This is a genomic window from Streptococcus sp. A25, from assembly GCF_043674095.1.
Classification (GTDB): domain Bacteria; phylum Bacillota; class Bacilli; order Lactobacillales; family Streptococcaceae; genus Streptococcus; species Streptococcus suis_V.
This window is the reverse complement of record NZ_JBIMJO010000027.1, coordinates 1-21256: the sequence shown is the minus strand read 5'-3', so window position 1 is coordinate 21256 and position 21256 is coordinate 1. Positions and strand designations below refer to the sequence as shown.

Sequence of the window (21256 nt, the reverse complement as noted above, 5' to 3'; positions counted from 1 at the left end):
ACTAGCGATTTCTGAAGAATGGTGGAGTGTCTAACTCATCTTCATCTTCTTCGACTGTAAATTTCTCAACCGAAATACTAGGACGTGCTTCAAGCTCAGAAGATTTCAACAAATTCTCGCGACGTAAATCCCATTCACCAAATGCTGAAGCTTTTGGAACTTCTGCTTGTTGAACAGAAGAAGGAGTTGGTGCCGGTGTTGAGGTGTAGTCAAAGCGAGCCGCAGAACGGGCTGCAGAAACGACCTCAGGACGGTGATGTTTGGTTGTACCTGATGGCGATGTTTTAGCAGAAGGTCCATCCTGACGAACACCTGTCGCAACAACGGTTACGCGGATTTCATCTTTCATCGATTCATCGATTGATGTACCCAACCAAATGTTTACACCTTGACCGGCTGCCTGATGAACGATTTCTGAAGCTTCTTCTGCTTCTGTCAAGGTCATATCGTAACCACCGGTCACATTGACAATGACATCGTCAGCACCATCGATAGTTGTTTCCAATAATGGTGAATAAATCGCCTTGCGAGCCGCCTCAATGACACGGTCCTCACCAGTACCGATACCAATACCCATAAGGGCGTTGCCTTTATTTTCCATCACAGTCTTCACATCCGCAAAGTCCAAGTTGATCAAACCTGGGTTAGTGATGAGGTCTGTGATCCCTTGAACACCTTGACGAAGGACATTGTCTGCTTCACTCAAGGCTTCCAAAAGCGGAGTTTTCTTATCAACAATCTCAAGGAGGTTGTTGTTTGAAATAATCAAGAGAGTATCTACTTGCTCACGCAGACCATCAATACCTTCGATAGCAAAGTTACCACGCTTGTTTCCTTCGAAACCAAATGGGCGAGTTACAACTGCTACAGTAAGGGCACCCAACTCTTTGGCGATACGGGCGATAACTGGTGCAGCACCTGTACCAGAGCCTCCACCCATACCAGCTGTAATAAAGACCATATCTGCACCTGAAAGAACTTCTTTCAGAGTTTCTTCGCTTTCCTCAGCAGCCTTACGACCAACTTCAGGTTGACCTCCAGCACCAAGACCACGAGTTAACTTAGGTCCCAATTGGATGACTGTTTCAGCTTTTGAACTGCTCAAAGCTTGAACATCTGTGTTAGCCGCAATAAATTCTACGCCAGCTACACCTTCTTCAATCATGCGGTTGATAGCATTTCCGCCGCCACCGCCGACACCAATAACTTTAATTACAGCACCAGTATTTGCCGTTTCAAATGAAATTGTCATAGATTATTTACCTTTTCCTTCATTCATTATTCAAACATACTTCCAAAGAGACCACGGATACGATCGGTCAACTTAACTTTTGGTTCCTCGTTTTGACCATATTCTTCTTGTCCGTATGGTTTTACGGTCGTATCATATACCGGTTCATCAGCGATTTCATCTTCAAAATCTCTTACAGGCTGTTGAACTTGAACTCGACTTGTTGGTTGAATATCAACTGGTTTGATACGTAGCTGAGCCTCACCGTTTACAGCATATTGTGCAATTTTTTCCACTTCACTCAGGTGACCGACATACTCAACTAGGCTAATCACATGTGCGAAGGATGGATTACGGATACCAATTTGATTTGGTACGAAGATTTTTGTCGTTACACCAAAAACTTCTTCTGCTAATTCTTCAACACCTGGAAGAATTGCTCCACCACCGACAAGAACGATCCCGCCTGGTAATTCCAATGCTCGTGTTCTTTCCAAATCTTGTTTGATTTTATTGAAAATCTGGCGAAGACGAGCAGCAATCACTTCTGACAAGTACAATTCTGTTACTTCAACAGGCTTGCTTTCTCCAATCACTTCAACAGTGAATGTTTCTTTTTCAGTTGCATCTGCTGGATAAGCGATACCGTAGTTGTATTTAAGATTTTCAGCAATACTTTGAGATGTAGTAAGGACTTTAGAGATATCCTTGGTGATGTAGTCGCCACCTTCTTGGTAGATATTCGTGTATTGGAGCTCTTGGCCACGCATAACTGCAACAGTTGTCTGACCACCACCGAGGTCAATCACCGTAGCACCAAATTCACGTTCACCTTCATTGAGAACGGACCTTGTTAGGGCCAGAGGAGAAATCACAACATGTTCAACTTGGATTCCAGCTCTCTCAACGGTTTTACGTAGATTGTGCAAAATAGTTCTTGGACCTGTGTAGAGCATACCCCGCATCTCTAGACGGATTCCCATCATTCCACGGGGATCTTTGATTCCCTGGAAGCCATCCACCACAAATTCCTCTGGAATAAAAGAAATCACTTCTCTCTCTGGTGTGATGCTCTTGGTCAAGGCTGATTTAACAACATTTTCAACGTCCAAGTCTGTAATTTCTTGGGAATCTGTTGTGACTGGAATCATCCCTTGAGTAGGCTCGATTTGCAAAAGGTTTGCTGGCAAACCGACGTTTACCTTATCGATGCGAATCCCAGATTTTTCTTCAGCCTGTTCTAAGGCCTTTTTAATTGCTGCGGCTGCAACATCAATGTTAACGATAATCCCGTCCTTGACCCCAGCACTCTTAACGTTACTTACTCCAATAACGTTCATTTCATTATCAATATATTCCGCAACCAAGACTTTAACGGAGCTTGTACCAATATCTAATCCCGTGAAAAAGCCGTTTCTAGCCATTCTGTCAGTCCTCTCTTACTTTCATCTCATTTTAAAAAAGCATCCATTTTTTAGATAAATAGAATTATTCATCCTTAATTATACCATATAACATTCTAAAATGGCTATTTTTCATGCTTATTTCTAAAAGATTTTTTCTCATTTCCTTGCTTTATAAAGCATAACTGTAAACTCCAACTTCCATATCTATCATACTCGGCAAAATGAGCTGGCGAGCAATTTTTGGATAGTAGGGAAGCTTGATATCTAGCTCTGAAACTGGCACCAGGACGACGTTGCCATCAGCCATGGTCAAGGTCAACAAATCCTTGGTTGCTTTAGTAGGTGTCAAATCGATAGTCAGGATATTGGCGCGAATATTCTCATCAATTTCAGCTAGCTGTAAAGCCATTTTTTTCAACAATTCCCTGTCAGTTGTGTGAACCATTGTTGCATTCAGAGGCATATTTTCTTCCTCAGTAGGAACCTCTGAAACCTCGCCACTAGATAAGATGGAGTAAAATTGATTATTCTCTGTGATAAAACCAAGCTCTTTATATTCTTCTAATTCTAGCAAAAAGCGATTAGGCAGCTGGAATTGAACAGATACGTCCTTGATTAGATTACTTCTGTTGACGATATTCTTGATGTAGGATTTTCGGTTGAGAAGGACAGATAGGACATAGTCCTTTTCATGGATATTACTGTACTCTTTTACCAATTCTTCCGAAATATGCTCATTTCCTTTTACCTGAATATCTTTCAATTTACCAAAAGGGCTAATCAGATAGGCAGAAGAGAGAATGATGAGGAGCCCAGCTAAATAAAGCGGAATAGATTTAAGGAGGACATCCTTAGGAATTCTAGCTTCTGTTTTCTTACTCTTTTCTCCTGCTTTTTTTCGTCCAAATGGAAAGAAAGACCTTTTTGAAACAGGTGTTACTTCAGTCTCTGCCTGGTCTTCTGCCTGCTTGATTTCCTCTTCCTGGATTTGTTGGTGCTCTTTGAACTTTTCCTTCCAGTTCCTGAAAAATTCGCTGGCTTCATCTGGATCCAAGTCTTCCAATGCTATAGGTTCAGCATCGGTCTCTTCATCCTCAAAAGAACTTTCCTCATCGCCTTCTACATGCGAATGTTCATCAGCTCGCTCTATATCACTTTGCTCTTCTGAAAAGGACTCAGATTCTACCTCCTGGTCTTCAGTTTCCTCCATCTCTTGGACCTCTACAAATTTTTCGTTTTCATCAGAAATCAGTTGTTCATCTTTGTGGCCCATTGGCACCTCCACCCTCAATATCTGACATCAAAATAGCATAGAAACTATCTACCGACTGGATTTCATTGGAGTTTTCCATTTGTGTGACAAATTGGTCTTTATTGGTCAACAAATAACCCACTTCATCAAAAAGTGACTCCAGCGTCAAAAATTCTTCATCCAATTTTCGTGAATAGCCCTTATTGACCGCATAATTGGCATTCTCAATCTGGTCTCCTCGACTGGCCTTTAATCCAAGCGGGACAATCAGATGCAGCTTTTTCATAGCAATCAACTCAAAGAGGGTATTGGAGCCACCACGGGTCACTACCACATCCGCCAAATCCATCAAGGGCTGATAGAGCTCCGTCACATAGTCCACACGATAGAGGTGCTGTTCCAGACTGTTGAGACTGCTATCTCCAGTCAGATTGATAATGTTAAATCGCTCGGTCAAGGCCGATTTATGCTGACTAATCAGGTCATTAAAAACCTTGGCACCACCCGAACCACCAACAAAAAGTAACGTTGGCAGCTCTTTATCAAACTGTTTCAGAATTTCCGGCAGTTGAATAGGGGTGACTTTCTTCTTGGTCTGACCTACCTTGGTCACTGCCCCCACATGTTTAACCTTTGTCAGTGACAGTGGTTGCTCAAAAGTGCTATACATGGTTGTAGCGAATTTATAGGCAATGCGATTGGCCAGTCCCATAGACAAATCTGATTCGTGAATGTAAACTGGCACGCCGAGAGCCTTGGCAGCAATGACAGGCGGAACGGATACAAAACCACCTTTTGAAAAGAGGGCTTGAGGACGGATTTTGCCAATAATCACTAAGGATTGGACAATCCCCCAGGCAACCTTAAAGACGTCCAGCATATTCTGCCAGCTAAAGTAACGGCGCAGTTTACCTGTGGCAATGGAATGGAAGGTCACGTCCAGACCAGACTGGCTAATCTGTTCATGCTCAATCCCTTTTTCATCTCCAATATAGTGAACTTCCCAGCCTTCTTCCAAAAAACGCGGGATTAGGAGGAGGTTGAGAGTCACATGACCGACTGTTCCCCCACCCGTAAATACGATTTTTTTCATTTGTTTTTCAACTCCTCAAAGGTGTCGAGGAAAACATCCCCTCGAACTTCAAAATTGGCATACATATCCCAGCTTGCATTGGCAGGACTAAGGAGAACGACGTCTCCTGCTTGAGCCAATTCAAAGGCCTTGCGAGTGGCATCAGCAATATCTGTCGCTGAAATGGTATCCACTCCCGCTTTGTCTGCAGCCCGCTGGACTCTCTCAGCAGATTGACCGAGAATCACTATCTGTTTCAATCCAACTAAATCTGGCACCAAGTCATCAAATTCATTGCCACGATCCAAACCACCGGCAATCAAAATGACCTTGCTATTGTCAAAACCTGATAGAGCTTTTTGGGTAGCTAATATATTAGTAGATTTACTGTCATTGTAGAAGGAAATATCGTTGATCGTTCCTACAAATTGCAAGCGATGTTTGACACCACCAAAGGCAGCCAAACTTTCCTGGATAGACTGATTCGCCACACCCAGTAACTTGGCAACCGCAATCGTCGCCAGGGCATTTTCAACATTGTGCGAGCCGGGAACACCAATCTGATCAGCATCCATGATATATTCACCCTTGAAATACAGCTTGCCTTCTGCCAAATAAGCCCCATCTACCACCTCTAGCGTAGAAAAAGGCACCACGGTCGCTAAAGTCTGAGCAGCCAAATCCTTGGCTTCCTGCTGATTAAAATTCAGCACAATAAAATCGTCAGCCGTCATCTGACGCTGGATCAGCCATTTTGCAGCAACATAGGCATCAAAGGTCCCATGGTAATCAATATGGCTGGCAATCAAGTTGGTAATCACAGCAATGTATGGTCGGAAGGACTCCGTCCCCATAAGCTGGAAGGAAGACAATTCCATGACCAAGGTGTCCTCTTCTGTCGCTGTTTGAGCCACTGATGAGGCTGGATAACCGATATTCCCACACAGTTTAGCAGATGTATCGCCAGCATTGAGAACTTCCGCAATCATGGTCGTAGTCGTGGTCTTGCCATTTGAACCTGTGATACCCACTATCGGCGCTTCTGAAATCAAATAGGCCAGCTCCACCTCTGTCCAAACTGGAATCCCTTTTTTCAAGGCCTTCTCTACCATAGGATTTTGATAATGAATACCTGGATTTTTCACCATGAGGGCAAATTCTTCATCCAATAATTCTAGGGGATGGCTGCCACAGATGACACGAATCCCCTCTTCCAGGAGAGATTGAGCTGTGGGATTATCCTCAAACGGCTTGCCGTCATTGACTGTAACAATGGCACCGAGCTGGTGGAGCAAGCGAGCTGCCGACTCGCCTGACTTAGCCAGTCCCAGAACCAGGACCTTTTTATTTTTGACACTATCAATTTGTTTCATCTTACAATTCCTATCTCTCAACTTTCTAACACTTTATTTTACCTTGAAAGCCCGGCTTTTTCAAGCCATAGCAACAAGCTAACACCTCCTATACTACCTTTTATCCCACAAAAAGCAGACTGTAAAGCGTTTTCTTTGCACTCTACCTATAAAAATGTTAGACTAAAATAGAAATATATTTTTAAGGAGTATCTATATGTCTAATATTTTCGATACACTCTTCCTGCCCTTGGTTTCGGCCTTGCCAGGAGTTGTCCGCATGATCGTTCTCTTGATCATTGCCTTTGTCCTTGCAGGTCTCCTGCGTAAATTAACCCTGGCTGGTTTGAACAAGATTCAATTTGCTCAAAAATTGCAAAAATGGGGTGTCCTCAAGCCGGAAGATAATGGACAGGCCATCATTAAAAACCTCGGTCAACTGGTTTATTTCTTGGTCATTCTCTTCTTCCTGCCTTCTATCCTTTCGGGCTTGAATATCAGCAGTACTGTTGACCCGATTTCGAGCATGTTCCAAAAATTCTTTGCCTTTATTCCTAATTTGATTGCAGCTGGATTGATTCTCTTTGTAGGAACCTTCTTCTGTAACTTCATTAAGGGTCTTCTGAAAGCCTTCTTGGAGCGTCTGGAAATTGACAAATGGTACACCAAGGTTACTGGCCAAGAAAAATTGCCATTTGACACTAAACAACTCATCACTGTCTTAGCAACAGTCGTTTACGTTCTTATCTTCATTCCAATCTTGACCTTGGCCTTGGAAACTCTGGGTATCACCAGCATTTCTCAACCAATCGTCACCATTCTCAACCAGGTCATTGGCTTCCTTCCAAATATCCTGGTAGCCCTTGTCCTAGTCGCTCTTGGTAGCTTCATTGCCAAGCTCTTGGGCAACCTCTTGGAAAATCTTCTTGAAACTGCTGGTATCAATGCCTACTCTAAGTATTTGACAAACAAAGAAGATGCCAACTTCCAACTTTCCTCTATCCTGGCTCAATTGGTTCGTGGCATCATTATTGTATTCTTCTTTGTTCAAGCTATCCAAGTTCTTAACCTGCAAGTCTTTAACGCTGTTGGTACAGCCATTCTTGCCTACCTTCCGTCCCTGATTAGTGCCATTGCCATTCTTGTTTTGGCAGTCATTGGTGGCAACATTCTATCTGGTTTCTTGAGCAAGGTGACCAACAATGCCTTCCTAGCTGGCCTTGTCCGCTATGGCCTCATTGTCTTTGCAGCCTTCATGGCTCTTGACCAATTGAAATTCGCACAGAATATCGTTCAATCGACCTTCACGATTATTCTGGGAGCCTTGGCTGTTGCCTTTGCCCTGGCCTTCGGTCTCGGTGGTCGTGACTTCGCAGCCAAACAATTGGAAAAATTAGAAAAGAAAATCGATAAAGAATAATATCTTAGCTCGACAGTAAGTCGGGCTTTTAATATAGCAAAAAAGCAGGACTCTTTCCAATCCTGCTTCTTCTTATTTTCTCACTGTTTTTCGACTCGGTTTATCTAGATAATAGATGTCTCTCATGGCCCATAGGCCGATGAAGATGACGATAAATCCTACCCAAATATCTGAAGATACCTGCAAGATTTTTAGGAAGGCTAGCATTAAAAAGATGAAGAGGGCTACAACGGCAACAACTGCTACCATGAGGTTGATGGTCCCTCGTACATTATTGGGGGCTAAAAAGATATAAAAGAGCACCAATAATATTGCTAGTATCAGATAAAACATGACAGTCCCCTTTGAGATTTCTATTCTTCAGTTGCTAATTTTTTCTTCTTGGCAGCCTTATCACGTTCTGCCTTATTGAGAACTTGCTTACGCAAACGGATAGATTCTGGTGTTACTTCCATGTACTCATCGTCATTCAAGAATTCAAGAGATTCTTCAAGGGTCAAGATACGTGGTGTCTTAATTACAGACGTTTGGTCTTTGGTAGCTGAACGAACGTTTGTCATCTGTTTAGCGGTCGTGATGTTAACGGTCAAGTCATTTTCACGTGAGTTTTCACCGATAATCATTCCTTCGTACACTTCAGTACCTGGGTTGACAAAGATGGTACCACGTTCTTCAATACGCATGATAGAGTAAGTAGTTGCCTTACCTTGATCGATAGAAACAAGGGCACCACGGTGACGACCACCAATTTCACCTTGGACAACTGGCAAGTATTGGTCAAAAGTATGGTTCATGATGCCGTAACCACGAGTCATAGAAAGGAATTCTGTTGAATAACCAATCAAACCACGCGCAGGTACAAGGAAAACAAGACGAGTTTGGCCATTACCTGTTGAAACCATATCCAACATATCACCCTTACGCTCAGAAAGGGATTGGATAACAGAACCTTGGTATTCTTCAGGAGTATCGATTTGCACGCGCTCAAATGGCTCCATCTTCACGCCATCGATTTCCTTGATGATAACCTCTGGACGTGAAACTTGAAGCTCATAGCCTTCACGACGCATGGTTTCAATCAAGATTGACAAGTGCAATTCACCGCGACCTGAAACAGTCCATTTGTCAGGTGAATCAGTCGCTTCTACACGGAGAGAAACATCTGTCTGCAATTCTGCCAAAAGACGCTCTTCGATTTTACGAGAAGTTACCCACTTACCTTCACGACCTGCAAATGGTGAGTTGTTGACCAAGAAAGTCATTTGAAGAGTTGGCTCATCGATACGAAGAACTGGGAGTGCTTCTACCGCATCAGTAGGAGTTACCGTCTCACCAACGAAGATGTCTTCCATACCAGAAACGGCAATCAAGTCACCTGCCTTAGCTTCTTGGATTTCCTTGCGCTCAAGGCCAAAGAAACCGAAGAGCTTAGTTACGCGGAAGTTCTTCGTTGTACCGTCGAGTTTAGAAAGGGTAACTTGGTCACCAACTTTTACCGTACCACGGAAGACACGGCCGATACCGATACGACCAACGAAGTCGTTATAATCCAAGAGCGAAACCTGGAACTGAAGTGGCTCGTCTGAGTTATCAACTGGAGCTGGAATGTGCTCGATGATGGTATCGAATATTGGTGCCATTGTTTCTTCTTGGTCAGCTGGATTGTCTGACAGAGAAGATGTTCCGTTGATAGCAGATGCGTAAACAACTGGGAATTCCAACTGGTCATCATCCGCACCAAGCTCGATGAAGAGCTCAAGCACTTCGTCCACTACTTCTTCTGGACGAGCTGAAGGCTTGTCAATCTTGTTGACAACAACGATTGGTGTCAGGTTTTGTTCAAGGGCTTTTTTCAATACGAATCGAGTTTGTGGCATGGTCCCTTCGTAGGCATCTACGACAAGGACAACACCGTCAACCATTTTCATGATTCGCTCAACCTCACCACCAAAGTCCGCGTGTCCTGGTGTGTCCATGATGTTGATACGAGTACCGTTATAAGCTACAGCAGTGTTTTTAGCAAGGATAGTAATCCCACGCTCTTTTTCGATGTCGTTTGAGTCCATGGCACGCTCGTCTAACTGCGTACGCTCATCAAGAGTTTGTGATTGCTTCAAGAGCTCATCAACGAGGGTTGTTTTTCCGTGGTCAACGTGGGCAATGATGGCTACGTTACGGATGTCATTTCTAAGTTTTGTCATAATATCCTCAATATTTATTTCTTTAACTAAACGAGTATATCACAGATTCCAGCAAAAATCACAGATTATCACGTTGTAAATGTTTTCAATGGGTCAATGAAAGCGAGAGAAAAGAGATTGTCACCAATCTCTTACAAAATATTTTCAAAACTATCTCGGACTTCTTGTGGCCAGACGCTGGATTGAACCTCACCGATATGGTTTTTACGAAGGAGGAACATGGCCAGACGCGATTGTCCAATACCACCACCGATAGATAGCGGAAACTGGCCGTCCAAGAGAGCACGGTGCCAATCATAGGCCAAACGAGCCTCATCGCCGGTAATAGCTACTTGGCGTTTGAGAGCATCTTGGTCCACCCGAATGCCCATTGAGGACAATTCAAAGGCAGAACCTAGAGCTTCATTCCAGACCAAAATATCTCCGTTGAGACCCTTGTAAGAACCTTCTGACGGTGTCGTCCAGTCATCATAGTCAGGTGCGCGACCATCATGTGGCTTGCCATCGGCCAATTCACCACCGATACCGATGAGGAAAACAGCGCCGTATTCTTTGGCAACAACATTTTCACGTTCCTTAGGTGTCAAATCAGGGAAATTTTTGACCAAATCTTCTGTGTGGATAAAGGTGATTTTCTTGGGCAGGACAGACTCAATATCGTAACGCGCCTCAACTGCCAACTCCGTCAGGCGGATGGCCTTGTAAATCTGCTCAACTGTTTCCTTCAGATAGGCCAGATTTCTCCGACCAGCTGGAATAACCTTTTCCCAATCCCACTGGTCTACATAGACCGAGTGGATGGTATCCAAATCTTCTTCATCCGGGCGGAGAGCCTTCATGTGGACAAAGAGTCCCTCGCCTTCATTGAAACCGAAACGAGCCAAGGTATGACGCTTCCATTTTGCAAGGGAATGCACTACCTCGTAGGTCGCATCTGGAATCAGTTTGACATTAACGGTAACGGCATTTTCCACGCCAGACAAATTATCCTGCATACCATCCCCGACACGACTCAAAATCGGTCCCTGCACTTCAACGATTTCTAGCTTGTCTTTCAAATACTGGGTAAATGTATTCTTGACGAAAGAAATCTCCTCTTGCTGCTGAATGAAACTTTTCTTCATACCTAAACCTCCTAATTTTTTCTATACTCCCTATTATACCCATTTTCATCGACTTGTAAAGGATTTTATTAAATATTCTGAAAATTTAATGAATTATTTCTTCCAAAATGCTGGTTCTTCTGCTTTCTCGCCACTTCTTTCCTTACTTTTTGGAAAAATTATGCTAAAATGGCTTCATATTTTATAGAATAGAATGGGGCTTTGAAAATGAAATTTTCACCTAGTCAACGGATTATCGCCAGTTTCCTAGCTGTAATTCTGGTTGGCTCATTTTTGCTCAGTTTACCAATTGCTCAAAAGGCTAGCTCTACTGCTAGCTACCTGGACCATTTGTTTACTACGGTATCCATGGTCTGCGTGACGGGGTTATTTACCAAGCCTGTGGCTGAAACCTACAACATGTTTGGACAATTGATTTGTATGGTCCTGATTCAAATCGGCGGATTGAGCTTAATTAGTTTTATCGGTCTCTTCTCCCTTCGAGGAGGACGGAAATTGAGTTTTGTCAATGCTTCTACCTTACAGGAGGCCCTGTCGCGAACGGACACCAAGCATTTTTCCAGCTTTATCAAATCTGTCTTTGCCTTTACCTTTGCCAGTGAGGCCCTGGGCGCCTTCTTCCTGGCCTTTCAATTTGTTCCAGAATACGGCTGGAAGGACGGTCTATTTTCTTCTGTCTTTGTGGCTGTCTCTGCCTTCTGTAATGCTGGTTTTGATAATTTAGGGGCCAGCAGCATCGTCCAGTACGCTGAAAATCCCCTCATCAATCTAACCTTGGCTGCTCTGATTATCATGGGAGGATTGGGATTTTCCGTCTGGTTTGACTTACGTTCTCAAATAGGCAAGAAATTCCACCACAGAAAACTCCATTTCCATACCAAGGTAGTGCTGGCTCTGACTGTACTCATTCTTGCAGCGGGGACAGTCTTAACCTTTATCACAGAATACAATAATCCTGCCACTATTGGCTCCATGTCGCTGGGCAACAAACTATTGACCAGCTTTTTCCAAACGGTGACCATGCGGACAGCAGGCTTTGCCAGTATTGATTATACCAAGGCCGAACCTATCACCCTCCTCCTCTATATCTTCCAAATGATGCTGGGAGGAGCCCCTGGTGGTACGGCAGGAGGTATTAAAATCACAGCCTTCCTGACGCTTTTACTCTATGCACGCAGCGAAATTCTGGGGCTTCCCCATACTAATTTCAACCACCATACCATTGACCATCTGACCATCCGCAAGGCATTTGCAACCTTCATCGTCTTTACGTCTGTCTTTATCTTAGGCTTGGCTGGACTCAGTGTGACAGATGCTAAGCAACCTTTGATTTTCCTCATGTTTGAGGTCATGTCAGCCCTGGCAACGGTCGGTGTGACCGCCAATTTAACCCCCTTCCTCAGTTTGGCTGGAAAAGTTATCATCATGTTCCTGATGTTCTTTGGCAGAATCGGCCCTATCTACATTCTAGTCAGTCTATCTAGTCACAGACCTGACAAGAAGGATAAATTACAATATGCAAAATCAACCATGATTGTTTAAAGGAGAACCCATGTCATCATTTACTATCGGTATTTTAGGTCTAGGCGTTTTTGGTACCACTATCGCTAAGACCCTACATCCCTACAACTGCAACATTATCGCCGTCGATAATCATGAAAATCAAATCAACCAATTGGAGCCCATCCTGTCCCGCGGTATTGTCGGAGATATCACTGATAAATCCCTCTTGCGGGCCGCAGGTATTGACAGCTGTGATACCGTCGTCGTCGCAACAGGTGACAATCTGGAGTCTAGCGTCCTAGCCGTCCTCCACTGTAAGGCACTGGGTGTTCCAAAGGTCATCGCAAAGGTGAAGAGCAAGACCGCTAAAGAGGTCCTCTTAAAAATTGGTGCTGATAAGATTATTTCACCAGAAAGAGAAACAGGCGTTTCCCTGGCCAAGCACCTCCTCCACCGCAATACGACGGACCTAGTCCAGCTGGATGGTAACGTGTCCATCGTTGAGTTTCACCCCCCTAAAAAATGGCTGGGCAAGACTTTGGCAGAGTTGCAACTGCGTCAGAACTACAAGATGAACATTATCGGCTACCGCCTCAAAACCACCAAGGAACTCAATATCCAGTTATCGCCTGACTATGTTTTCAATGAAGACGAGGTCGTTATGGCTGTAACGGACCACAACACGGTCGATCATTTTGAAGAGTTCACAGGATAAGGTGACAAGTTTTGACTGATTTATCATTCATATTTTAAGGAGATTATATGAACGATTTGACCAAGGGGAAACCCTTAACTGTTATTTTACAATTTGCTATCCCTCTCTTGATTGGCTCCTTTTTCCAGTTAACCTACAATTTTGCTGACAGCATGATTGTTGGCCATACCCTTGGGACCACGGCCTTTGCAAGTGTAGGAGCCACTGTTGGACTGACATTTTTGATTCTAGGCTTTGCCCAAGGCTTAACTAATGGTCTTACCATTATTAGTGCCCAACGCTTTGGTGCAGGGGACTTGATTGGCCTCAAGAAAAGCTTTGTTCACGGACTTTTCTATGCTGCCATCGTTAGTTTGGTACTGACGACGGTCTCCCTTCTCTTTCTCCGCCCAACCCTGGAACTCATGCAGACGCCTGCTGATATCATCGAGCACGCCCACGACTTCCTTCTAGCTATCTATGGCGGAATGACCTTTACCATCTTTTATAACTATTTGTCCAGTGCCATCCGTAGTCTGGGAGATTCGCGAACTCCGCTTATCGCCCTCATCATCGCCTGCATCATCAATATCGGCCTTGACTTTTTCTTTATTTTAACCATGAAATGGGGCGTCTTCGGAGCTGGCTTTGCAACAGTCTTGGCCCAAGCCTTCTCCGTTATATTCCTCATCATTTACATCAAGAGAAAAATTCCCCATTACCACTTAAAACCAGGCGATTTGAAGCTTGAAAAAGAGGAGTTAATCAAACATGCCAATATTGGCTTTCCAATGGGATTACAGGCCAGCGTTATTGCCATTGGCTCCTTGACCTTCCAGGTCATGATGAACCAGTTGGGAACCGATGCCATCGCTGCCCAATCCATTGCCCTACGGACGGACCAATTGGCCATGTTGCCCATGGTGAATCTGGGACTGGCTATCTCAACCTTTACGGCCCAAAACTATGGTGCTAAACTATATGACCGCATTTTGGAAGGGGTCAAAAAGACCCTCTATATCAGTTTGGCCTGGTCTATCTTGTTCGCTCTTGTTCTTATCTGGGGAAATCGGTTCTTCTCAGGTCTCTTCATCGCAGACGCCAGCGAGACCGTTCTTGACTTGGCACTGGCCTACTACATCATCAATGCCTCCTGTTATTGGATTGTGGCCAGCCTCTTTATCCTTAGGAGCTTCATCCAGGGGCTGGGAAATGGTGCCGTACCTATGCTGGCTGGTTTCGGAGAATTGATTATGCGGGCTCTCGTGGCCATTGTTGGCCTCCACTATTTCGGCTTCAATGGCGTTGCGGCCGCTAATCCTGCAGCCTGGATTGGCAGCATTCTCGTCCTCATACCTAGTAGCCTGATTTACAGAAAACGGCTTAAACAAGCCATGGCAAACACCTAGTTCGACACTGGGTGTTTTTGTTTTGGGAAATTGGTCAAACTTTTGCTATAATACAAGCATGAAACACTTGAAGGACCCGCTGTCTGTCTTGCCTGGAATTGGACCCAAGTCAGCAGAGAAATTTACAAAACTAGACCTCTATAGCGTGGAAGATGTCCTGTGCTACTATCCCTTCCGCTACGAAGATTACGAGACAAAGTCCATCTTAGAGCTTATGGACGGCGAAAAGGCCGTGATTATGGGGCAGGTCGTCACTCCAGCCAATGTGCAATATTATGGCTTCAAACGCAACCGCCTTCGTTTTTCTATCAAGCAGGACCAGGTGGTGGTATCCGTTTCTTTTTTCAATCAACCCTATTTGGCCGACAAGGTGGAAGTAGGACAAGATATAGTCATTTGGGGTAAATGGGATAAAGCCAAGGCTAGCTTGACGGGAATGAAAATCTTGTCCCAGCAAGCAGATGATTTGCAGCCTGTCTATCATGTCGCTCAAGGAATTAGTCAGACCCAGCTGGTCAAACTGGTCAAGTCCGCCGTGGACCTAGGCTATTTAGACCTCCTGACTGAGAATCTCCCCAGCCCTATACTGGAACGCTACAAGCTCATGGGACGGATCGACGCTGTTCGGGCCATGCATTTCCCAGAAGACTTAGACCAGTATAGACAAGCCCTGCGCCGTATTAAATTTGAAGAACTCTTCTATTTCCAGCTACAGCTCCAGCAACTCAAGGCGCAAAACCGTGACCAATCTAAGGGACTAGCCATTCCATTTAACCAACTAGCTGTCCAGCAAGCCATCCAGGCCCTCCCCTTCTCTCTGACCCAGGCTCAGAATCAGGTCCTGGAGGATATCTTAGAAGATATGAAATCCAGTCGCCACATGAATCGGCTGCTGCAAGGTGATGTCGGTTCCGGAAAAACGGTTGTGGCAGGCTTGGCCATCTACGCCACTCACACAGCTGGCTTTCAATCTGCCCTCATGGTTCCAACGGAAATTCTAGCCGAGCAACATTATCAAAGCCTACAGGGACTCTTTCCCAACTTGTCCATAGCCCTGTTAACCGGTAAAATGAAGGCTGCCCCTAGACGGGCCGCGCTCAAGGCTATCGAGGAAAATCAGGTCGACTTGATCGTCGGGACCCATGCTTTGATTCAGGATGCAGTCACTTATCATAAATTAGGCTTAGTCATCACAGACGAACAACACCGGTTTGGGGTCAAGCAACGAAAACTCCTCCGTCAAAAAGGGAGCAATCCAGATGTTCTCATGATGACGGCTACACCGATTCCAAGGACATTAGCCATCACAGCCTTTGGCGATATGGACGTCTCCATCATCAACCAACTTCCAGCCGGACGAAAACCCATTATCACGCGCTGGGTCAAACACCAGCAGCTACCAGTTGTACTGGATTGGATGACAAAGGAGCTAAAAAAAGAAAGCCAGGTCTACTTCGTTTCTCCCTTAATTGAGGAATCCGAAGCCCTGGACTTGAAAAATGCGGTTGCCTTAACGGAGGAATTGAGGGACTATTTCGGCTCGAAGGCCACGATTGACCTCCTGCATGGTAAGATGTCCTCCGAGGAAAAGGATAGTATCATGCAGGCTTTCAAGGAAAGAAAAACAGATATCCTGGTCTCAACAACGGTTATCGAGGTTGGTGTCAATGTTCCCAATGCCAGCATTATGGTTATCATGGATGCGGATCGTTTTGGTCTCAGCCAGCTCCACCAGCTGAGGGGCCGGGTGGGTCGGGGAGACAAGCAATCCTACGCCATCCTGGTCGCCAATCCCAAAACCGAGTCCGGCAAGGAACGGATGAAACTGATGACAGAAACTACAGACGGATTTGTCCTATCCGAAGCAGACCTGAAAATGCGGGGCTCTGGTGAGATCTTTGGTACCCGCCAATCCGGTCTGCCAGAATTTCAGGTTGCCAATATCATTGATGACTATCCTATCCTAGAAGAAGCTAGGCGACTGGCTAGCCAAATTACCGCTGAAGCCAACTGGCAAGAAAACCCAAGCTGGAGTATCCTGGCCCAACACCTGGATATGAAAAATGAGTTGGATTAGGCATCATCAAGTCAGCTACTCAGTTATAAATCTGTCCCCAGAATAAAATCAATCCAGCAATTTACAAAGCTGGATTTTTTCTATACAATAGAGCTATGACGTTCAAGACTATTCTCAAGCAGCTAAAACTATTCGACTACCTGCTCATCGGACTGGCCCTGGTTCTGTCCTTCACACCTGCTATCCTCACCTATGCAGAGCTATCAGAGCAGGGACAAGAAGCAAAAATCATTGCTTATGTCCGTATCAACGGAGAGGTCGTGGATGAATTTGAACTAGCTGCCGATACCAAACACCAGGAAATCACCTATTATCCCAATCCTGGCCAATACAATATCATCGAAGTCGACGGTCAGAGTATCCGGGTCAAGGAAGACAATAGCCCGGACCAGATTGCCGTCATGACAGGCTGGATTAGCAAACCCGGTCAACTCTCCGTCTGCCTGCCCCACAACCTCATGATTGAAATCAAGGCCGTTGGGGGCGAACCTACAGAGGAAGAATTGATTTTACCCCTATAAAAAGAAAAACGAATCGTGATGACGAAACTATCATGATTCGTTTTTTAGCTGTTTTAGCATCCCCCTGCACTTGCCGCACCTGTATTTCTTGAGGTCAATCCTGCGCTTTCTCATGTAGACTTGACCACAGGCCGTGCAACTGTAGCGGGGATTTGGTTTCTGTGCTTGTGCCAATTTAGGTGCATAACGAAGTCCATCGACAGCCTGTAAGAGTTCTTGAAAATCCCTATCCCCGTGGCGATAGCCCTTTTTCTCAAAATAGAGATGGTAATGGCAGAGCTCGTGGCGGACAATCTGCCGAAAGACCTCCAAACCAAACTCTTCCAGATGCTTGGGATTGAAGTCCAAGTGCCCATCCTGCGGGAAAAAGCGTCCGCCTGTCGAGCGCAGACGGCCATTCCAGATGGCTACATGACGAAATTCCTTGCCGAAGTCCTCTCTGGACACCAGCTCTACGTACTTAGTCAAGTCCATGAGGTTTCAAGAGGCTCAGACCGATGCGGTTGCGTTTTATATCTACTTCTATCACCCAGACAGTGACAATTTCGCCAACCGCAAGGATTTCACTCGGGTGAGGTTGCGCCATAAGACGACCTTTGCCGTCACGCTTACGTTTGACCATGCGGGAAATGTGAATAAGCCCATCTTCATGGACACCAATATCGACAAAGGCACCGAAGTCCACAATGTTACGGACCGTTCCCTGCAATTCTTGACCGACTTTCAAGTCTTTGACATCCAAGACATCCTGACGCAAAACAGGGGCCTCGAAATCATCCCGTAAATCCCGACCCGGTTTGAGCAAGTCTGCGATAATATCTTTCAGAGTTTCCTGACCGATGCCCAAGGTTTCAGCCATGTCCGCAACTGACACCGTCGCTAATTTTTCCTGCGCAGCAGAGTCCAAGTGGTCGATAGCTAGATGAGCAAGCAAGTTCTCGACAGCCTTGTAAGACTCGGGATGCACGCCAGTATTATCCAAAAGATTAGTGCCGTTAGGAATACGCAAGAAGCCGGCCGCCTGCTCAAAGGCCTTGTCGCCCAAACGCGGCACCTTTTTGAGCTCTTGACGGGTGGTCAGAGCGCCATGCTCCTCGCGGTACTTGACGATATTCTCCGAAATGGTCTTGTTGAGACCAGCCACATGGGCAAGGAGGGCGGGACTAGCCGTATTGACATTGACACCGACTTGGTTGACCACCGTATCGACGACAAAATCCAGACTCTCGGACAGAAGTTTCTGATTAACATCGTGCTGGTACTGGCCGACACCGATGGACTTCGGGTCAATCTTGACCAACTCAGCCAGCGGGTCTTGGAGCCTGCGGGCGATGGAAATAGCAGAGCGTTTTTCGACAGTTAGGTCTGGAAATTCCTGACGTGCCAGTTCAGAGGCAGAGTAGACTGAGGCTCCGCTTTCATTGACGATGACGTAGGAGACCTGTGGGAAGTCCTTGAGCAAATCAGCAACAAAGCTTTCTGATTCGCGGCTGGCCGTACCGTTTCCGATGGCAATGATTTCGACTTGGTATTGACCAATCAGATTCGCCAAATCCTGCTTGGCTTGGGCAATCTGAGCCTGTGAGGCCGGCTTGACGGGGTGAATAACCTGCGTCGTCAGGAGTTTTCCTGTCTGGTCAACGACCGCTAGTTTTGCCCCTGTACGAAAGGCAGGGTCAAAGCCGAGGACTACCTTACCCTTCAGGGGTGAAACCAAAAGCAGGTTGCGGAGGTTTTTCGAGAAGAGTTGGATGGCCCCTTCTTCTGCCTGCTCAGTCAATTCCGTACGAATACGGCGCTCCATAGCTGGGATAATCTTCTTTTTCAGGGCCTGACTGATAACTTCTTGAATATAGGCATTTTGCTGCGGAAAGCGCAATTCAAAAAAGCGGATCATCTTGTCCAGATTGTGCTGGAAACCGACCTTGAGAATGCCTAATTTTTCACCGCGGTTGATGGCAAGAGTCTGATAGCCTTGCATCTTCGCGATTTTCTCGGCAAATTCATAGTAGATTTCAAAGACAGCCTTCTCATCGCTGTCCTGGTCCTTGACTTCTGATATAAGTCTGGAATTGGTCAGGATTTCATGGTAGACCCAAGCACGGAGTTTGGCATCCTCAGCCAGAGCTTCCACGAGAATGTCCACTGCACCGACCAAGCAAGCGGTCGGCGTATCGAAGCCTTCAGTGACAAAGCTTGCCGCCTGAGTTTCTAAGTCTGCACCATACTGCAAAATCAAGCGTGCCAGTGGAAAGAGACCAGCCTCACGCGCCACCGTCGCCTTGGTCCGACGTTTTTCCTTATATGGCAGGTACAACTCTTCGACGTCCGCCAACTTTTCAGCCTCTTCAATGGCCTGACGGAGCTGGTCAGTCAGCTTGCCCTGCTCTTCAATCTTGGTCAGAACCGTCGCCTTGCGGTCAACCAAAGCCGTCAAAGCCTTATCTCGGTCAATAATGGCCTTGATAAGAACCTCGTCCAAATTACCCGTTGCTTCCTTGCGGTAACGAGCGATGAAGGGGATGGTATTGCTCTCAGCTGTCAGGGTCAATACCGTATCAATCTGTTTCAAACTTACACCCAATTCTTGGGCAATCTTCATGTATTTTTCTTCCATAAGCTCTATTATACCATGAAAAAAGACCTGACCAGCTCAAAAAGAGAGCCAAAGATTCGGTCTGCGGAGCAATTTTTATTGCTATAGTCCAGAAAATCCTATTGTCTTTGATTAACTGAATGAGCTCATTCTATCTTACATGCAAAAAGAGCCTGGACTTCAGTCCAGACCATGCTCACATTAACTCGTTCTGTTACAAATCCAATCGCTTAGCCAATTTATCCATAATGACTGCCCCGACCAAGAGCGAAAGCAATTCCCCAGCCGCTGTTGTCAACCAGGTAAGGAAAAATGGCAAATTGTACAAGAACTTTAGCTCTAAAGCAATGGTAAACATGGTAAATGAGAAAAATAAGGAAAAATAGAGAAAAGCCTTATTGATCAAACCATTGATAAGATAGTGGTCCTTGTATTTTGAAAATAATTTCACACCAAGTGTCACAAAGATAAGAGTTGAAAAACCACCAACAAATAGATCAATGACCCCAAAGCCAATCAAATTGGCAATCATGCAACCGATGGTCACTCCGATGATGTATTTAGGATTGTAAAAGGCTAGAAAATTCAGCATTTCTGAAATCCGAAATTGAACGGCACCGAAGGATATAGCATTCAAGGGTGGTGTGAGGGTCAAAGCCACATAAATGGCCGCAACGATAGCAATCTCTGCCAGATCTTTGACAGAAAAAGTAGATGTCTTCATAAAAAATTCTCCTTTAGCGGGTTGACCGCCTGAAATATGCTTGGGTAAAGTGAGCAAGTCCCAAGGGTTGTATTTACAACGTTTTCCAGTATAGCATAATTTTCAAAAAAATGATAGACTAGTTCTTATGAAAAAACTAGTAAAAACATTCTTAGAAAATGAAGTCATCCTCTATCTAATCGCAGGCGTCGCTGCAACCCTGGTCTATATCATCACGCGAACCAGCCTCTTTTACATCTGGCCCAACATTTTAATGGTCACTCTGATTGCCAACACAGTTGCCATTCTCTTTGCCTTTTGGACCAATGACCGCTATGTCTTCAAGCAGGAAGAGAATGGTTGGCAGGGACGGCTGGTCAAATTTATCGGTGCCCGTATTTCGACCCTGGTCCTCGATATGGCTCTAGCTTATTTCCTGGTCGAAAAATTCCCTCACATCATCGGCCAATTTGTTCAACAGGACATTCAAAAAGTCAATGCTATCGCAACTGCTCTTTCGCAGGTCTTGGTCATCGTCCTCAACTATGTCCTTAGTAAATTATTTATTTTTAAAAATACAAAATAGGTTTGGCGGGTCCAAACCTATTTGCTTTAAGTACCCGCGTTGTAAAATGAAGTGCAACAAAAAAGACATGTTCGTCTGATATACTAGAATTCCCCAACTCAGTATAGAA

General features: G+C 45.1%; 18 protein-coding genes and 1 riboswitch. Of the genes, 7 read left to right on the top strand and 11 right to left on the bottom strand.

All coding sequences use genetic code 11. The features are described from left to right. Nucleotide 1: 1 nt before the first annotated feature. The 5 genes from ftsZ to murD all read right to left on the bottom strand — a co-directional run bounded on the left by ftsZ (nt 2) and on the right by murD (nt 6334). Entirely contained in the window at nt 2-1252 is a 1251-nt protein-coding gene (ftsZ, locus tag ACHBID_RS10510) for a cell division protein FtsZ (protein WP_105110205.1), read from the bottom strand. Nucleotides 1253-1278: 26 nt separating this feature from the next. Next, complete coding sequence (gene ftsA, locus ACHBID_RS10505; protein WP_105110206.1) at nt 1279-2655, bottom strand: cell division protein FtsA; 1377 nt, start codon at nt 2653-2655, stop codon at nt 1279-1281. Between the two features lie 151 nt (nt 2656-2806). Continuing rightward, nucleotides 2807-3910 carry a cell division protein FtsQ/DivIB gene (locus tag ACHBID_RS10500; RefSeq protein ID WP_394732270.1) on the bottom strand — a complete coding sequence of 368 codons (1104 nt, stop codon included), beginning with the start codon at nt 3908-3910 and terminating at the stop codon, nt 2807-2809. Further along, nucleotides 3894-4982 (bottom strand): UDP-N-acetylglucosamine--N-acetylmuramyl-(pentapeptide) pyrophosphoryl-undecaprenol N-acetylglucosamine transferase, encoded by a 1089-nt coding sequence (locus tag ACHBID_RS10495; protein WP_105110208.1) that lies wholly within the window; start codon nt 4980-4982, stop codon nt 3894-3896. The genes ACHBID_RS10500 and ACHBID_RS10495 overlap by 17 nt, the downstream gene beginning before the upstream one ends. After that, nucleotides 4979-6334, bottom strand: a complete 1356-nt coding sequence (gene murD / locus ACHBID_RS10490) for a UDP-N-acetylmuramoyl-L-alanine--D-glutamate ligase (protein WP_394732268.1) — start codon at nt 6332-6334, stop codon at nt 4979-4981. The genes ACHBID_RS10495 and murD overlap by 4 nt, the downstream gene beginning before the upstream one ends. A gap of 196 nt (nt 6335-6530) precedes the next feature. On the opposite strand from murD, the gene ACHBID_RS10485 reads away from it, so the two are divergent. Next, nucleotides 6531-7733, top strand: coding sequence for a mechanosensitive ion channel (locus ACHBID_RS10485; protein ID WP_105110210.1), 1203 nt, complete (start codon nt 6531-6533; stop codon nt 7731-7733). Between the two features lie 72 nt (nt 7734-7805). Here the strand turns inward: ACHBID_RS10485 and ACHBID_RS10480 are convergent, their stop codons facing one another. The 3 genes from ACHBID_RS10480 to asnA form a co-directional block, all read right to left on the bottom strand. Beyond that, a complete protein-coding gene (locus ACHBID_RS10480; RefSeq protein ID WP_105110211.1) occupies nt 7806-8066 on the bottom strand; it encodes a DUF3165 family protein in 261 nt (86 codons plus the stop codon). 20 nt (nt 8067-8086) lie between these two features. Then, nucleotides 8087-9934, bottom strand: a complete 1848-nt coding sequence (typA, locus tag ACHBID_RS10475; RefSeq protein WP_105160847.1) for a translational GTPase TypA — start codon at nt 9932-9934, stop codon at nt 8087-8089. 131 nt (nt 9935-10065) lie between these two features. Continuing rightward, a complete protein-coding gene (gene asnA, locus ACHBID_RS10470) occupies nt 10066-11058 on the bottom strand; it encodes an aspartate--ammonia ligase (RefSeq protein ID WP_105160848.1) in 993 nt (330 codons plus the stop codon). Between the two features lie 207 nt (nt 11059-11265). Here asnA and ACHBID_RS10465 point away from each other — a divergent pair, with 207 nt between their 5' ends. The 5 genes from ACHBID_RS10465 to ACHBID_RS10445 all read left to right on the top strand — a co-directional run bounded on the left by ACHBID_RS10465 (nt 11266) and on the right by ACHBID_RS10445 (nt 17262). Further along, nucleotides 11266-12600, top strand: coding sequence for a potassium transporter TrkG (locus ACHBID_RS10465; RefSeq protein WP_105160849.1), 1335 nt, complete (start codon nt 11266-11268; stop codon nt 12598-12600). Nucleotides 12601-12610: 10 nt separating this feature from the next. Next, nucleotides 12611-13276 (top strand): TrkA family potassium uptake protein, encoded by a 666-nt coding sequence (locus ACHBID_RS10460; RefSeq protein ID WP_172009209.1) that lies wholly within the window; start codon nt 12611-12613, stop codon nt 13274-13276. A gap of 47 nt (nt 13277-13323) precedes the next feature. Beyond that, entirely contained in the window at nt 13324-14664 is a 1341-nt protein-coding gene (locus tag ACHBID_RS10455) for an MATE family efflux transporter (RefSeq protein ID WP_105110216.1), read from the top strand. Between the two features lie 58 nt (nt 14665-14722). Beyond that, a complete protein-coding gene (recG, locus tag ACHBID_RS10450; RefSeq protein ID WP_394732265.1) occupies nt 14723-16741 on the top strand; it encodes an ATP-dependent DNA helicase RecG in 2019 nt (672 codons plus the stop codon). 95 nt (nt 16742-16836) lie between these two features. Then, entirely contained in the window at nt 16837-17262 is a 426-nt protein-coding gene (locus ACHBID_RS10445) for a NusG domain II-containing protein (protein WP_105160852.1), read from the top strand. 30 nt (nt 17263-17292) lie between these two features. On the opposite strand, the gene ACHBID_RS10440 is transcribed toward ACHBID_RS10445, so the two are convergent. The 3 genes from ACHBID_RS10440 to ACHBID_RS10430 all read right to left on the bottom strand — a co-directional run bounded on the left by ACHBID_RS10440 (nt 17293) and on the right by ACHBID_RS10430 (nt 20582). Beyond that, the gene (locus ACHBID_RS10440; protein WP_125265342.1) at nt 17293-17736 is read right to left on the bottom strand and encodes a SprT family protein; all 444 of its coding nucleotides are present in this window, start codon (nt 17734-17736) and stop codon (nt 17293-17295) included. Continuing rightward, nucleotides 17723-19879 carry a Tex family protein gene (locus ACHBID_RS10435; protein WP_394732264.1) on the bottom strand — a complete coding sequence of 719 codons (2157 nt, stop codon included), beginning with the start codon at nt 19877-19879 and terminating at the stop codon, nt 17723-17725. The genes ACHBID_RS10440 and ACHBID_RS10435 overlap by 14 nt, the downstream gene beginning before the upstream one ends. Before the next feature lie 193 nt (nt 19880-20072). Then, on the bottom strand, nt 20073-20582 hold the full coding sequence (locus tag ACHBID_RS10430) for a QueT transporter family protein (protein WP_105160855.1): 510 nt from the start codon (nt 20580-20582) through the stop codon (nt 20073-20075). Continuing rightward, nucleotides 20583-20680: riboswitch (PreQ1 riboswitch) on the bottom strand. It abuts the gene before it with no gap. Nucleotides 20681-20709: 29 nt separating this feature from the next. Here ACHBID_RS10430 and ACHBID_RS10425 point away from each other — a divergent pair. Further along, on the top strand, nt 20710-21147 hold the full coding sequence (locus ACHBID_RS10425; protein ID WP_105160856.1) for a GtrA family protein: 438 nt from the start codon (nt 20710-20712) through the stop codon (nt 21145-21147). The last annotated feature ends 109 nt before the right edge of the window (nt 21148-21256 follow it).